Origin of the sequence: Pseudomonas sp. LA5 (assembly GCF_028640825.1) — a bacterium.
Classification (GTDB): Bacteria; Pseudomonadota; Gammaproteobacteria; order Pseudomonadales; family Pseudomonadaceae; genus Chryseomonas; species Chryseomonas aestiva.
Map to the genome: position 1 here is coordinate 1 of NZ_JAQYZY010000019.1, position 14,228 is coordinate 14,228.

The following is a 14,228-nucleotide window of genomic DNA, read 5'->3' on the forward strand; positions in this document are numbered from 1 at the left end:
GACCTCTTGCATGCCATGCAAGCGCTCTCCCAGCTGAGCTATAGCCCCGTGTACAACATTCGCCACGTCTGGGATACGTGACTGATATGGCGTCCCCTAGGGGACTCGAACCCCTGTTACCGCCGTGAAAGGGCGGTGTCCTAGGCCACTAGACGAAGGGGACGAAACCTTCTACCGATTTCCCCCAAGGGCGAAACCGAAATTTGGTGGAGCTAGACGGGATCGAACCGTCGACCTCTTGCATGCCATGCAAGCGCTCTCCCAGCTGAGCTATAGCCCCGTCGGTCAGGACGGGGCGCATGTTAAGAGGCCCGGCCTCCCCTGTCAACACCAATAAGAAAAAAACCTGCTAGTAACAGACACTTAAGCCGGAAAACGGCTAGATCGCCCGCGCCAGGGCAGCACGCTGGGCGCGGGCCGCCAGCAGGTAGGTGAACTTGCCGTCGCTGGCAGAGAGCTTGCGCAGGACCTTCTTGTCCAAAGCGCGATAGCCACCCATCTCCAGCGCCGTACGCCCCGAGCTGCCGATCAGCATGCCGGGATTGGCCACCATCAGACGGGCGGCTTGCTCCACAGCCTTGGCGTAGCTCTTGCGATCATCGAGATCGTAGCCCTGCAGGGGTAGCAGCATGCGCAGCCACTCGGCCCAGTAGAACTCGAGGAATTCCGACGGCAGCACCCGACCGTCCGGGGTACGCGGCTTGTCGTAGCCGATCTGGCGGGTGAAATACACCAGCGCGCGGTAGGGATCGTCGGCCATGGCGGTGAGGCCCAGCGTTTCCGGGAGCTGCTCGGGGAGGATTGGGCGGCCCTGGGGGTCCTTGAGCCAGGCCTTGCGCTCGTCGAGCAGGCGAATCCAGAACTCGGCCATGCTCGCCGCGCCACTGAAGTCATCGGTGACCCTGACCCACACCGAGGTCTCGGGGCCACCGCCGGGGTGCTCCCAGAAGGCGGAAAAGGTGTGGTGACCATCGGTGAGGTAGAGCTGCTGTCCCGGGCCGATGACCACGGTCTTCATTTCGTCTGGATAGGTGCCGGGCGGCTTGACGCCCAAGGCGTCGCCGGCCGAGCGGAGACTTGTGCTCGGCTGGACGCCGCCACTCAGGTGCTGGCCGTTGGCTTCGCAGTAGTCGTCGAACAGCTTGCGCCGGTCGCAGGCGTACTTGCCAAGCTTGTACAGCACCTGGTCATGGCCGATCGCGGGCTGGGTGGGGCACAGCTGGCGCAATTGCACCCGGAGCAGGCTTCCTGGCGACACGGGGTCTTCCTTTCTCGAGAGGTCTTCCCAGGTCCGACAACGGTCCTCCCGGGAAGACTCCTGCCGTCGATCAGACCTTGCGCAGCACCACGCTGCCGATGGAGTAACCGGCGCCGAAGGAGCTGAGCACGCCCAGGCTGCCACTGGCCAGATCCTCGTGGTGCAGATGCAGGGCAATGACCGAGCCGGCCGAGCTGGTGTTGCCGTAGGTATCGAGGATGACCGGCGCCTCGCCAGGCTCGGGTTCGCGCCCCAGCAGGCGCTTGACGATGAGGTGGTTCATCGCCAGGTTGGCCTGGTGCAGCCAGAAGCGCGAGACCCGCTCGACAGGAATATCCAGCTCGGCGAGGTGATTGGCGATCAGCTCGGCCACCAGCGGGCAGACCTCCTTGAACACCTTGCGCCCTTCCTGGACGAACAGCTTGTCCGGGTGGGTCATGCCCTCCTCCGCCGCGCGGTTGAGAAAGCCGAAGTTGTTGCGGATGTTATTGGAGAACTGGGTGAACAGCCGGGTCCCGAGGATCTCGAAGCGATGCCCCGAGGTCGCCTGGTCGGCGCGTTCCACCACCAGGGCAGTGGCCGCATCGCCAAAGATGAAATGGCTGTCGCGGTCGCGGAAATTCAAATGGCCGGTGCAGATCTCCGGATCTATCACCAGTACCGCCCGCGCCTGGCCCAGTTGCACGGCGTTGGCCGCGGTCTGCAGACCGAAGGTCGCCGAGGAGCAGGCGACGTTCATGTCGAACCCGTAGCCCTGGATACCCAGTGCGGCCTGGATCTCGATGGCTACCGCCGGATAGGGGCGCTGCAGGTTGGAACAGGCCACGATGACGCCGTCGATGTCGGCGGCCGTCCGCCCGGCCCGTTCCAGGGCCTCGCGCGCCGCGGCGACCCCCATCTCGCAGAGGATCGACGGCTCGTCGTTGGAACGCTCGGGAATGCGCGGCACCATGCGCGCCGGATCGAGGATACCGGCCTTGTCGACCACATGGCGGCTGCGGATGCCGGAGGCCTTCTCGATGAAGGCGGCGCTGGATTCCGGCTGGGGCGCCAGGCTGCCCTGGGCGATGGCGTCGGCATGCTCGGCATTCCACTGGCCAGCCCACTGATTGAAGGACGCAACCAGCTCGTCGTTGGAAATGCTTTCGGGCGGCGTATAGAGCCCACTACCGCTGATGACCGCGTGCTGCACGGCTATTCCTCTTGTTGTCAGGATGACGCCGTGCCAGTTTGCCGCAAATCCGGGGTGGACGCCCGTGCAATCTCAGCGCCGATTGGCGGCCTCGGCGGCGCGCAGGACGTCGCTGCCCACTTCGCTTTCATACCGCTTGATCAGGGGCGCCACCGCCGCGCGCCAGGCATCGCGCTCGGCAGCCGTCGGCACCAGGATCTTGCTGGTATTGGCCGCCACCACCCGCTCGCGCGCCTTGGCGTTGATGGCTTCGGCATCGCGATTCACCCCTTGGGACACCTCTTCGAGGATGGCCTCCAGCTCGCTGCGGATCTCGAAGGGCAGGCCGTTCCAGAACGTGGTGTTGGTGATGAGCATATAGGTGAGGAAGCTGTGGTTGTCCTCGACGATATAGGGCTGCACGGTATTGATCTTCTGCCCCAGGAGATTCGACCAGGGATTCTCCGCGCCCTGCACCTTGCCGGTGCGCAGGGCGTCGTAGACCTGGGCGAAGGGCAGCTTGACCGCCTGGGCGCCCAGTTGCTGGTAGTAGGCCGCCAGCACATCGGAGGATTCGACGCGGAAGGTCAGGCCCTTGAGGTCGGCGGGGATGTGGATTTCCCGCGTGGCCGAGAGCTGCCTGCCACCGTTGTTCCAGTAGGCCAGCCCGGTGATGCCGTGGGGGACCAGGCTGCCCAGCAGTTCGCGGCTCTTGTCGCGGCGCTGGAAACGCTTGACCGCCTCGATGTTGTCGAACAGAAAGGGCAGATCGTAGACCCTGAGCGGCTTGGCCAGGGCGTTGAGCTTGGACACCGAGGGCGCCAGCAGCTGGACCCGATTGCTGCGCAGGGCCTCCAGCTCGTCGGCATCGCCTACCAGGCTGGAGTTGGGATAGACCTCGATCCGGACCTTGCCGGCCAGCCGCTCCTGCACCAACTTCTGCACCTGCAGGGCTCCGCGGCCCTTGGGCGTATCGTCCGTCACCACATGGGCGAACTTGATGACGATGGGCTCGGCCACGGCAAGGGGCATGGCCAAGGCAAAGAGTGAGCCGGCCACGGTGGCGAAGAAGGTCTTGATCATGGGATTCCCTGCGTTGAACGATCCATCGGATCGCCCGTGCGACCCCGGTCGCGGTGCGTGCGCGACGCCATTACCTTAGCAGTCGCGGCGGGAAAGGCTGGTCAACGGCGGAAAACGGCACGACGAGTGTGCAAGAAAGGCGGATCAGGGGTAGGGTCAGCGCCGCCGAAGCGGCGCCAGGAAACCATCAGGGCGAAATGGGATCACTTGCGGGGAAGGTTTCCTCGACGGATTCGTCGAGCTGTTCCTCGCTCACCTCGTCTTCATCGTCGGCGACGGGCGGATCGTTGGGCTGCTGTTGGGCATGGACGGCATTCATGGTAAGTCTCCGGACAGGGAAGGGTCTGCAGGGCTGAATGCTTCCAGCCCTGTAGCTTTAGTCATGACTGTGCAGACGGACGTTCAGCTCGTCGACGATCGGTGCCCAGTCGGCGTCGCCCATGATCTCGTCCTTGAGGAAGGCCTTCTGCGCCGGCGACCAGAAGTCGGCTTCGGATACCTTGACCGCGTCGGGCAGCGGGGAGTGGCTGGCGATGAAGTCATCGATGGCAGCCGGATCGGAGTCCAGGCCCAGTTGCTCGAAGAGGGTCGTCAGATCGTGAACGGGAAGTTCCATGGGGGTCTCCAGGCGGTTATCGGTCGTTACGCTCAGGTATCTAGAAAGACGCCAGCCTTGAGGGGTTCCCCTGCCTTAATAAATCCTTCAGCGACGAGCCTTAAGGTACGCCCACGTTCCGCCAACCAGGGCCTCTGCCATGTCGCTTCCCGTCTCTTCCATTCAATTCACCGCCGCGCCGCGCCGCATCCTCGTTACCGGTGCCACCGGCTTTCTCGGCGGTGCCGTCACCCTGCGTCTGCTGGAGCTGGGCCATGTCGAAGGGCTGAGCTTCCTGGTCCGTGCCGCCACCCCGGCGGAAGGCCTGGAGCGCCTGCTGCAGAATCTGCGCGTCCATGACATCGACGAGCGCCTGGCAGCCCTGCTCAAGCCCGAACAGATTCTCTGTGGCGACCTGCTCGACACCCACTGGATCGACGCCGCCAAGCCGCTCCTGCAGACCCTGGACGAGGTCATCAACTGCGCGGCGGTGGCCTCCTTCTCGCGCAATCCGAAAATCTGGCCGGTCAACGTCGAAGGCACCTTCGCCCTGGCCGAGGCGTGCGCCCAGTCGCGGCGCCTGAAGCGCTTCCTGCACGTCAGCACCGCCATGGCCTGCGGCCCGCAGCGCCAATCGCCGGTCGCCGAAACCTGGGATTTCCCCGAACCGGACCAGCAACTGGTGGACTACACCGCCTCCAAGGCCGCCATCGAACTCAAGCTGCGCAACGAGTTGCCGCTGCTGCCGCTGGTGGTGGCGCGCCCCTCCATCGTGGTAGGTCATCGCCGTTCGGGTTGCAAGGCGTCGGGCAGCATCTTCTGGGTGTTCCGCATGGGCTTCGCCCTGGAACGCTTCACCTGCGGCCTCGATGAGCAGATCGATGTCATCCCGGTGGACTACTGCGCCGAAGCCCTGGTGGAACTGGCGCTCAAGCCCAAGCTGAACTACAGCCTGTACCACATCTCCGCGGGCAACGCCGGCGCCTGCACCTTCGGCGAAATCGACGAGGCCTATGCCGGCGCCATGGGCGACGCCCCGGTCGGCGAGCGCTATCGCCAGGTGGACAGCGCCGACCTCAAGGAGCTGGCCGCCGACTTCAACGAGCGCATCGGCCCGGCCAATCCGCGCCTGGTGCTGCGGGCGCTCAAGCTGTACGGCGGCTTCGCCGATCTGAACTACCTGTTCGACAACCAGCGTCTGCTCGACGAAGGCATCGCCGCTCCGCCGCGCTTCACCGACTACCTGGATGTCTGCGTGCATTCCTCGCGGGACATCAGCATCCCGGCGCAGATGCAGTGGGATTTCAAATGAAGCGCGTGCCCGGCGCTGGCGACCGCCAGACACCGGGCCCTGCTCAGACGGAATCCCGCTCCGGTGAAGTCAGTCGCGAATCCCGGACGATGTCGCTGACCGAGGCGTAGCCCCCGCGCGCATCGCGCAACATGGTCCGCAGATTGCCTTCGATGGTGTTGCAGATGGTGCCCATGGTGATCTGGTGCCGACTGCGCTGGAAGGGATTCTGGAGATCGGTACCGACCTTCTCCATCGCCAGGAAGATGAAGCCCACCACGGTGGAGGCCAGCGGTGTGTACCACTGCAGGCTTTCCACCAGACCGATGGGCATGAGCACGCAGAACAGGAAGATGAACAGCCGCGGGAAGTTCACGTAGGGATAGGGCAAGGGCGTATTGGCGATGCGCTCCATGCCACCCTGCCAGTTGGACATGTCGACGAAGGTGGCTTCGAGTCGCTCCAGGCGGATGCTGTCCAGGCGGCCGGCGCGGTATTCCAGGGCGATCAGGCTGGAGGAGCCACTGAGGATGGCATTGGCGAAGTTGTTGGTCTCCTTGCGCATCGACCACTCCTCCTTGCCCAGGTAGGTACGCACCTCCTTGGGTAGGGGATCGCCGCTGAGCTGGCAGGCCAGGCAGCGCACATAGGCGAGATGGCGCTCGATGAGCACCGTCTTGATCGCATTGAAATGCTCGTCACCGTCGTCGATGAGCGTCAGCACCTGGCGAGTGAAGCTGCGCGAGCTGTTGACCATGCCACCCCAGAGGGTGCGCGCCTCCCACCAGCGCTGGTAGGCGCTGGTATTGCGGAAACTGGTCAGCACGATCAGCGCCGAGCCGATCAGCGTCAGGGGGATATTGGGCAGCTCCGCCCGTTTCTCCACCAGCAGCATATAGTCAGCGGTAACGGCGATGTCCCACAGCAGCAGCCAGAAAACCGACCAGCCGACGTAGGTGAAGGTTTGCCGAAGGAATGTCAGGATGCGGTGGAAATAGCCCACGGTGATAGTCCTTAGCGCGTGAAAGAAGGGGTGCCGCCATAGGAACCTGGGGTCGGAAACAGGTTCAAGGCAAGCGTCTGGAGCGCGGATCGCCGCCCACTTCACGCAATTGACCGGTGGCAATTCCATTTCCAGATATGAAGAGCTGTCCGGTCGCAGGCTGCGGCTCTTCGCGACCACAGGAGCTGACCGGGTACCAGATTGCCCAGGGATATCGGCAGCTTTACCGAACATCTGCGCCCAGGTGCGGTCCGACGGACACCATGCCCTTCCGGAGCACTGCCATGACCGCCACCCCGCGCGTTCGTCTGGATGTCTGGAGCGATTACGTCTGCCCCTTCTGCTATCTGGAGCTGCCCCAGCTGGCGCGTCTGCAGGAGGAATTCGGCGACCAGCTGGCCATCGAGTGGCATGCCTTCGAATTGCGTCCCGAGCCCACCCCTACCCTCGATCCTGCCGGCGATTACCTGCGCCGGACCTGGGATCGCGCCGTCTATCCCATGGCGGCGGAGTACGGCATGGTGCTGCGCCTACCGCCGGTACAACCGCGCAGTCGCCTGGCGCTAGAGGCGGCGGAATTCGCCCGCGAGCACGATCGCTTCGACGCCTTCCATCTGGCGGTTTTCCAGGCCTTCTTCGAAGAGGGTCGGGATATCGGTGAGCTGGACGTGCTGCTGGAGCTGGCGCGGCGCACGGGTCTGGACAGCGAGGCGCTGAAAGCCAGTCTCGCCCGTGGCGATCACACCGATCTGGTGCTGCATGCCGAGGATCGCGCCGAAGCCCTGGGCATCACCGCCGTGCCGACGCTGCTGCTGCGCTCCGCCGGGGCGCCCGTCGAAGCGGCTCGGGCACTGGATGGCGCGGTGCCCTTCGCCCAGTTGGCGGCGGCCGTCAGGGCGCAGCTGGAGACGGCCGGCGCCTAGCGCTGGGCGTCCGGCGTCAGCTCGGGGAACAGCACCTCGGTAAAGCCGAAACGGGCGAAATCCTGGATCCGCGAAGGATAGAGGCGGCCGATGAGGTGATCGTATTCGTGCAGGACCACCCGTGCGTGAAAACCCTCGGCTTCCTGGTCGACGGCGCGGCCATCGCCATCCACGCCGCGGTAGCGGATCCGCCGTGGCCGCGGCACCTCGCCGCGCAGTCCGGGGATCGACAGACAGCCTTCCCAGCCGAGTTCTTCGTGGGCGTCCAGCACCTCGATCCGCGGATTGATCAGCACCTGCAGCGGCACCGGCGCCGCCTCGGGATAGCGGGCATTGCGCTCGAAGCCAAAGACCATCAGCTGCAGATCTTCGCCGATCTGGGGCGCCGCGAGGCCCACGCCACCGGCGGTGGCCATGGTGTCGAACATATCCTGGATAAGGCCGTGCAGCTCGGCCGAGCCGAAGCGCTCTGCCGCTACCGGCGGCGCCACCCGCAGCAGGCGCGGATCGCCCATCTTCAAAATGTCACGAATCATGCGAGGATTCCTCCCTTTGGCCGGTCCAGCCGCCGGCGTTTCGCCAGGAGCTTAAACCAGATGTCTTCCCTACTGCTCGCCAGCGCACTCGGCCTCGGCCTGAGTACAAACCTCGCCCAGGCCGAGGACGCCACCCTCGCCGCCCGCCTGGATCCGATCCTGGAACGCGCCGTCGCCCAGCAGCGCATCGTTGGCACGGTGGTCATGGTCGCCCGCCAAGGCCGGGTTGTGTACCAGCGCGCGGCCGGTTTCGCCGATCGCGAAGTCCAGCGGCCGATGCGCGAAGATCAGCTGTTTCGCTTCGCCTCCCTGACCAAGCCGCTGGTAGCCGTGGCGGCCTTGCGTCTGGCGGACCAGGGTCGCCTGGATCTGCAGGCCCCGGTCAGTCGCTACCTGCCCTACTTCACCCCGCAGCTGGCCGACGGCACCCTGGCCGTACCCACCCTGGCGCAGCTTCTCAGTCATACCGCCGGCCTGCACTACGGCTTCGGCGAAGATTCGAACGGACCCTATCATCGCGCCGGGGTATCCGACGGCCTGGATGGGGCTCCGCTGACCCTGGAAGAGAATCTGCGGCGCCTGGCGGGTGTGCCGCTGGACTTCAAGCCGGGCACCCAGTGGCGCTACTCCCTCGGGCTGGACGTGATGGGCGGCGTGCTGGCGGCCGCGACCGGGCAGCCCCTGCCCGAGGTCGTCCAGCAGCAGGTGGCCGCACCGCTGGGCCTGCACGACCTGAGCTTCCACGTCAGCGACGCCGAGCGCCTGGCCACCGCCTATCGCGACGGCTATCCGCGCCCCGAACCCATGAGCGAGCCCTATCTGCTGCCGATGCCCAAGGGCGGCATCCTCTATTCGCCGGCGCGCGCCCTTTCGACGCAGGCCTTCGCCTCGGGCGGCGGTGGCATGCAGGGCAGCGCGGGCGACTATCTCGCCTTTCTGGAGGCACTCCGCCAGGGCAGGCTGCTCACGCCGGCCAGCCAGCGCCTGATCATGGAAGACCAGATCCCGGGGCTGCAACGCGACGATGCGCCGGGCTGGGGTTTCAGCCTGGGCGCGGCGGTACTGCGCGATGCCCGGCTGGCCAGGACCCCGCAGGCGCCCGGCACCCTGCAGTGGGGCGGCGTCTACGGCAATGCCTGGTTCATCGATCCGGCGCGGGAGCTCAGCGTGGTGATCCTGACCAACACCGCGATCGCCGGCATGAGCGGGCCCTTCCCGGAGGCCATCCTCGCCGCCCTCTACCGCGACTGAGCGGACTCCAGGCGGGCCTGGAGCGCCTGCAACTGCTCCTGCAGCGCGGCATGCTCGTGCTGCAGGGCCTGGTAGCTGTCGGTCACGGCATCGGTATCGATGAACACCTGCTCGATGAATTCCTTTTCCACCAGGGTCCGCGACAGCTTCGCCCGTTCTGCTTCGAGGCTTTCGCGCAGGGTCTCCAGCTCCTCCTGCAGGTGCCCATCCAGTTCCGGCGAGGCCGCAACGGCCGGGGTCGTCGGCTGCTGTCGCAGCCGCAGCAGGTCTTCGCCGAGTCGCTGGACCGTCGCCTTGAGCTGATCGCGCTCGCGACGCATTTCCAGCAGGGTGCCCTGGACCCGGTCATGCTCGAGACTCAGGCGCTGCAGCTTCGCCTCGGCGCCGCGCATCTCGCGATTCTGCACGTGCAGATTGGTGATTAACTTGTGCGCCCGGTCCAGTTTGGACTTGAGATCGTCCAGCTTGAATTCGAGATTCTCGCGGTGGGCCAGCAGGTCGTCGATATAGGGCTGGTTGGTCTTTTTCCAGTCCGGATAGTCGTCGCCCTCGACCCCGTCGAGACGGCCCACCAGGTCCAGGCTGTCGCTCATGGCCTGACCCAGGGGCTCGACATCCGCCTGCCGCGCCGCGTCGATCAGGCCGGCCGCGGTCTCGGCCTGGCTGGTGAGCGACTGCGGCTCACCGGGCTCGGGAGTCTCGCTTTTCTCGCCAGCCGCTTCAGGGCGCGGAAAGAGCCGCTGCCAGAGCAGCGTCAGGACCAGGGCGATGAGCAGCACGTTGGACAGGGTGACCAGCAGGAAACCCCATTCGACGAAGCGCGAGTCGTTCATTCCCTAGCTCAACAGGAAGGCGATGAAACCGTCGCCGAGCCCGGGAAAGGACAGGCTGAAGTCGGCGCGCCCATTGTTCTGCCGCCAGAGGCTGTAGAGCTTTTCGAAGGGCTTCTGCACCAGGTGACTGGTGCTCAGCACCAGCGGCGCCCCGCCCTTGCCGGTGGAGATCATGCCGCTGAGGTCGGCGAGGAAGGCGGTGGCGTTCTCGTAGATCTCGCGGCTCAGGGTCGCACTGGCGATGGCCGCATGGATGGCGGCGGGCGAGAGCCCGGCCAGAGCGCCACCGAGAATGCAGGCCGCATTGAGGTCCAGCAGGCAGACGGCCTCCAGCGCCTTGCTCTGCGGATGGCCATAGATGCCGATGACATAGGGCAAGGCCAGACGATCGACCGGGATCGGCGCCATGGGCTCGATCTGGCAGACGATGGAGGACAGACCGAGCAACTGGCGAATACGCTGTGGATCGGGATTGAAGCGGGTCGGGATCGGCAGGCTCTCGCGACCGGAGGATTCGATGGCCTGTTCGGCACTGGCGCCGTCCTGCAGCACGGTGAGCACCGCCTGCTGCAGGGTCTCCTGGACGAAGGGCTTGGTCACGACGAAGGCCGCGCCGTTGCGGTAGGCCGCCTCGATGTTGCGCGCCGAGGACTCGGTGGTGACAAAGCCCACATGGATATCGGCGCCCACCCGCTGGCGGATCGCCTGGAGCAATTCCAGACCGGTCATCCCGGGCATGTGCCAGTCGGTGAGCACCAGGTTGGGGGTCCAGCTCTCCAGCAGCGCCACGGCTTCCTCGCCGGTGGACGCCACGCGCAATTCGATATCCCTGTAGCCGGTATTCGCCAGAATCCGCTTGATGATGGTCTGGACCGCTCGACTGTCGTCTACCACGAGGAACTTCATGTTCCATCCCTGAATTATGAACGCCGCGTTATCCCTCGGCGATGACTCGCCTCGGGCGCCAGTATGGATCACACATCAGATATCACATGGCCAGTATCAGCTGAACGGCGACCTTTTTGCGACAGTTTGTCATCGGTAACTGAAAGGTATTCGTCCAACGCAGGATACGGCAATTCGAGGACCGTACAATATAACCTTAGCAGCTCTAGCTCGGAGGTTTGGACGCGCTCGTCCGCCTTGACCAGGCACAGCAGGCCCTCCAGCACCAGGGTGCGCGCCGCCATGCTCAGCAGGCCAAGTCGCGCCAGGGCGCCGTCCAGCGCCGGACGCCAGGGGTGCGGGGGCTCATAGGCACAATGCAGGCCGGGAAAGGTGCTGGCGACGGCCAGTAGAAAGGCCCGCCGAGCGGCCTGGACGTCCCGGTGATTCTGTTCGGCGGCCACCGCATAGAGGGTGAGCACCGCGACCCGGGCCTGGGCCAGCGTTCTCCGCCCCGACAGTCGCTGACGCCCGGGCGCCAGACTACCGATCAGCTGGCGCTGGATGATGCGCGCCAGACAGTAGCGTGAGAGATCCAGCTCAGGCGTAGCGGCGAAGCCTGTCTTGAGGTCGACGAGCAGCTGGCGTAGGACCGGCCGCGGCAGTTGGCGGATGGCCGGAAAGGTCAGCTGGGCAACCGGCAGGCGCAGCGACGGATGCAGGCTGTCGGCCCAGCGCTGCCCTGCCCCGCCGTCGGCTACCGACGGGCTGGCGGCCAGCGCCAGCAGCAGCTCCGCCGCCTGCCGGGGTTGCCGCACGAAAGCCTGCAGGGTCTCGGGAATGTCCCGCCAGGGCGCGGGGGTAGCTACCGCCGCGAGCGGGGGCGCGGCGGACACCGGCGGCGGCGCAGCGAATGCCGGATTGCCCGCGACATGGGCAACGCCCATGGGCAGCAGGGCCTCGGCCCGGAGTCGCTCGAGCTGCCACTCGTCAAAGTCCGGTTCCAGCTGCTGGATACGCTCCAGCACCGGGGGATGGGTGGCGAACCAAGAGGCGCCCGAATCGCCCAGCACCATGTGGGCGACGCTACGTGCCCGGCGGTGATAGAGCCGCCCCTGCAGCGGATGGGCGGCGATCTTCTTCAGGGCATTGGCCAGTCCCTGGGGCTGGCGGGTGAACTGCACGGCGGAGGCATCCGCCAGGCGCTCGCGCGAGCGCGCCGCCGCGGCCTGGATCAGATTGGCGAAGAACAGTCCGCAGCCGCCGATCACCAGCAGCAGGGTGCCCAGCAACCCGCCCAGCAGGGGGCTGCCACTGCCCCGGCCGGTGGTCGAGCTGCGATCGAAGAACAGTTCCCGCCCCAGGTCGGCGATCAGGCTGATGCCATGCAGCCAGCCCAGCAGACGCAGATTCAGGCGCATGTCGCCATTGAGCAGATGACTGAATTCGTGGGCGACCACCCCCTGCAATTCATCGCGGGTCAGCTGGTGAAGGGCGCCGCGAGTCAGGCACAGGGTCGCATCGGCCGGTCCGTAGCCGCTGATGAAGGCATTGATGGCCGGTTCGTCCGGCAGCAGGTAGAGGCGCGGCACCGGGATGCCGGCGGCCAGGGCCATCTGCCACCACGTTGTGCAACTGGCGCGTCGTGGGGTCGGCCTGATCGTCCAGGGGCAGCGCGCCCAGCCGCCTGACCACGGCCTGTCCACCCAGGCGGGCGAGTTGCCGGACCTTCCAGCAGGAGGCCGCGGCGATGACGCCGGTGAACGTCAGGCCGGTCTTCACCAGCGTCGCCTCGCGCCCGCCCAGATAGTCGATCACCTTCCGCGGCAGGAACACCAGGGCCAGGCCGGCGCTGGCCAGCGCCATGACCAGCACCACCAGGGCCAGCAAGACGAGACAAAGCCGGGTGCGCCGGCGCGCCGCGGCCTGGTCCTCGAGGAAACGCACGCGCTCAGCTCAGGCTGATCCGCGGTGCCTGACGCGCGTCTGCGTCCGGCAGGGCCAGCGGCTGCGCCAGGCGGAAGCCGAAGCGCCTGGCGACCAGCGAGCCGGGAAAGGTCTCGCAGCGATTGTTGTAGTCCATCACCGCGTCGTTATGGGCCTGGCGCGCATAGGCCAGGCGATTCTCCGTGGAGCTCAGCTCTTCCATCAGCTGCAGGACTGTCTCGTTGGCCTTGAGCTCAGGATAGGCTTCGCTGACGGCGAACAGCCGTCCGAGGGCGCTGCCGAGGCGCTGCTCGCCCTGCTCCAAGGCGGCCCGCGCGACGGGATCCTCCGGTCGGGTCTTGGCCTGGTGCAGACCGGATTGCGCCTGCTGCCGCGCCGCCATCACCGCCTGCAGTGTCTCGCGCTCGTGCTGCAGATAGCCCTTCACCGCTTCCACCAGATTGGGGATGAGGTCGTATCGGCGATTGAGCTGGACATCGATCTGGGCGAAGGCGTTGCGATAGGCGTTGCGCGCCGTGATCAGGGCGTTGTAGAGGCTGATCGCGAACAGGCCGAGGGCGACCAGGGCAGCCAGCAGGAGCAGCAGTTTCATAGAATCGTCCTTGAAGGTGCTGAGAAGCCCCAGTCTAGGGGCACGCCACGCCAACGGTTGCGCAGCGCGACGGATGCGACGGTTGAGGGGATGGCTGGCGAATCAGGCGCCGCACACCACCGTTCAGGACGAGGAAGGCGCGCCCGTGTCGGTCGGATGCCGGGACGCCGAGTCCGCCTTGCGACCGGGCTGTAGCTCGGCCAGCAGGGCGTCACGCTCCTGGCGCAGCTGGGCAAGGCTGGTCTGGGTGCGAGTCAGCTCTTCCTGCAGGCGCTGGGCGTGGGCCTCCGAAGCGCGCAGTTCGCGATTCTGCGCGCGCAGGCCGGTCACCACCTTGTGCGCCCGGGTCAGCCGCATGACCATGTTGTCCACCTTAAGCTCCAGGGCTTCGCGGTGCGACAGCAATTCCTCGACGTAGGGGTCGTCGCTCTTCTTCCACTCGGGATAGTTGGCGTCGTACACCTCTTCCGGGCCCTCGTCGAAGAGATCGACGTTACGGTTCACCGCCGGGCCGCTGCTGGCGGGGAGCGGCGGCGGCGGGGTATCGGCAGGCGGGCTCTCGAGCACTTCGGGAACCGGCAACGGCTGCTCCTCGCTGGCACCCTCGGCCTTGGCCGACGCGTCGCTGGCGACATAGCGCTGCCACAGGAGAAACACCACCAGGGCGATCAGCAGGATGTTGCACAGGGTTATCAGGACGAATCCCCAATCCATCAGCTGTGCATGACTCATCTGCCGCTCCGCTCTCTTCCGGTGATTAGGGCCTGGGTGCCGTTCGAAACACCCTGCCCACCCTGTCGGCGGCGGTGCCTCGTTCTGCAGCTGATTTGAATACAGCTGCCAGCCTAAAGCATTTCTAT

General features: G+C 66.0%; 16 protein-coding genes and 2 tRNA genes. 3 read left to right on the plus strand and 15 right to left on the minus strand.

From position 1 onward, the window contains the following. Positions 1 to 87 precede the first annotated feature (87 nt). From PVZ72_RS02125 to PVZ72_RS02155, 7 genes are all read right to left on the minus strand, one after another. Positions 88 to 163 (minus strand) — tRNA-Glu (locus tag PVZ72_RS02125). Positions 164 to 204: 41 nt separating this feature from the next. Further along, positions 205 to 280 (minus strand) — tRNA-Ala (locus tag PVZ72_RS02130). A 99-nt stretch (positions 281 to 379) separates the two neighbouring features. Continuing rightward, on the minus strand, positions 380 to 1,258 hold the full coding sequence (locus tag PVZ72_RS02135) for a ParB/Srx family N-terminal domain-containing protein (protein ID WP_187978964.1): 879 nt from the start codon (positions 1,256 to 1,258) through the stop codon (positions 380 to 382). 70 nt (positions 1,259 to 1,328) lie between these two features. Further along, positions 1,329 to 2,450 (minus strand): beta-ketoacyl-ACP synthase III, encoded by a 1,122-nt coding sequence (locus tag PVZ72_RS02140; RefSeq protein WP_187978963.1) that lies wholly within the window; start codon positions 2,448 to 2,450, stop codon positions 1,329 to 1,331. Positions 2,451 to 2,522: 72 nt separating this feature from the next. Continuing rightward, positions 2,523 to 3,512 (minus strand): DctP family TRAP transporter solute-binding subunit, encoded by a 990-nt coding sequence (locus tag PVZ72_RS02145; protein WP_187978962.1) that lies wholly within the window; start codon positions 3,510 to 3,512, stop codon positions 2,523 to 2,525. Positions 3,513 to 3,699: 187 nt separating this feature from the next. Then, positions 3,700 to 3,831: a hypothetical protein gene (locus PVZ72_RS02150; RefSeq protein ID WP_007162893.1), complete on the minus strand. Its 132-nt coding sequence runs from the start codon at positions 3,829 to 3,831 to the stop codon at positions 3,700 to 3,702. 57 nt (positions 3,832 to 3,888) lie between these two features. Beyond that, complete coding sequence (locus tag PVZ72_RS02155) at positions 3,889 to 4,128, minus strand: DUF2789 domain-containing protein (RefSeq protein ID WP_133859439.1); 240 nt, start codon at positions 4,126 to 4,128, stop codon at positions 3,889 to 3,891. 139 nt (positions 4,129 to 4,267) lie between these two features. Here PVZ72_RS02155 and cprA point away from each other — a divergent pair, with 139 nt between their 5' ends. Continuing rightward, positions 4,268 to 5,419, plus strand: a complete 1,152-nt coding sequence (gene cprA / locus PVZ72_RS02160) for a cationic peptide resistance protein CprA (RefSeq protein WP_133859440.1) — start codon at positions 4,268 to 4,270, stop codon at positions 5,417 to 5,419. 43 nt (positions 5,420 to 5,462) lie between these two features. Here cprA and PVZ72_RS02165 read toward each other — a convergent pair whose 3' ends face one another. Then, complete coding sequence (locus tag PVZ72_RS02165; protein WP_252977103.1) at positions 5,463 to 6,401, minus strand: bestrophin family protein; 939 nt, start codon at positions 6,399 to 6,401, stop codon at positions 5,463 to 5,465. A 284-nt stretch (positions 6,402 to 6,685) separates the two neighbouring features. Here PVZ72_RS02165 and PVZ72_RS02170 point away from each other — a divergent pair, with 284 nt between their 5' ends. Continuing rightward, positions 6,686 to 7,324: a DsbA family oxidoreductase gene (locus tag PVZ72_RS02170; protein ID WP_187978961.1), complete on the plus strand. Its 639-nt coding sequence runs from the start codon at positions 6,686 to 6,688 to the stop codon at positions 7,322 to 7,324. Here PVZ72_RS02170 and def read toward each other — a convergent pair. Then, positions 7,321 to 7,860, minus strand: a complete 540-nt coding sequence (gene def, locus PVZ72_RS02175; protein ID WP_273861106.1) for a peptide deformylase — start codon at positions 7,858 to 7,860, stop codon at positions 7,321 to 7,323. The genes PVZ72_RS02170 and def overlap by 4 nt on opposite strands. 60 nt (positions 7,861 to 7,920) lie before the next feature. Between def and PVZ72_RS02180 the strand changes: the two genes are divergently transcribed. Beyond that, positions 7,921 to 9,111, plus strand: a complete 1,191-nt coding sequence (locus PVZ72_RS02180) for a serine hydrolase domain-containing protein (protein WP_273861107.1) — start codon at positions 7,921 to 7,923, stop codon at positions 9,109 to 9,111. On the opposite strand, the gene PVZ72_RS02185 is transcribed toward PVZ72_RS02180, so the two are convergent. The 6 genes from PVZ72_RS02185 to PVZ72_RS02210 all read right to left on the minus strand — a co-directional run bounded on the left by PVZ72_RS02185 (position 9,099) and on the right by PVZ72_RS02210 (position 14,100). Continuing rightward, positions 9,099 to 9,944: a hypothetical protein gene (locus PVZ72_RS02185; RefSeq protein ID WP_187978959.1), complete on the minus strand. Its 846-nt coding sequence runs from the start codon at positions 9,942 to 9,944 to the stop codon at positions 9,099 to 9,101. The two genes, PVZ72_RS02180 and PVZ72_RS02185, sit on opposite strands and share 13 nt — an antisense overlap. A gap of 3 nt (positions 9,945 to 9,947) precedes the next feature. After that, positions 9,948 to 10,850, minus strand: coding sequence for a response regulator (locus PVZ72_RS02190; RefSeq protein WP_187978958.1), 903 nt, complete (start codon positions 10,848 to 10,850; stop codon positions 9,948 to 9,950). A gap of 68 nt (positions 10,851 to 10,918) precedes the next feature. Next, positions 10,919 to 12,406 (minus strand): M48 family metalloprotease, encoded by a 1,488-nt coding sequence (locus tag PVZ72_RS02195; protein ID WP_273861254.1) that lies wholly within the window; start codon positions 12,404 to 12,406, stop codon positions 10,919 to 10,921. Continuing rightward, positions 12,300 to 12,776, minus strand: a complete 477-nt coding sequence (locus tag PVZ72_RS02200; protein WP_273861108.1) for a hypothetical protein — start codon at positions 12,774 to 12,776, stop codon at positions 12,300 to 12,302. The genes PVZ72_RS02195 and PVZ72_RS02200 overlap by 107 nt, the downstream gene beginning before the upstream one ends. A 4-nt stretch (positions 12,777 to 12,780) precedes the next feature. Continuing rightward, a complete protein-coding gene (locus PVZ72_RS02205; RefSeq protein ID WP_133859448.1) occupies positions 12,781 to 13,368 on the minus strand; it encodes a LemA family protein in 588 nt (195 codons plus the stop codon). A 123-nt stretch (positions 13,369 to 13,491) separates the two neighbouring features. Further along, positions 13,492 to 14,100 carry a hypothetical protein gene (locus tag PVZ72_RS02210; RefSeq protein ID WP_187978955.1) on the minus strand — a complete coding sequence of 203 codons (609 nt, stop codon included), beginning with the start codon at positions 14,098 to 14,100 and terminating at the stop codon, positions 13,492 to 13,494. Between the last annotated feature and the right edge of the window lie 128 nt (positions 14,101 to 14,228).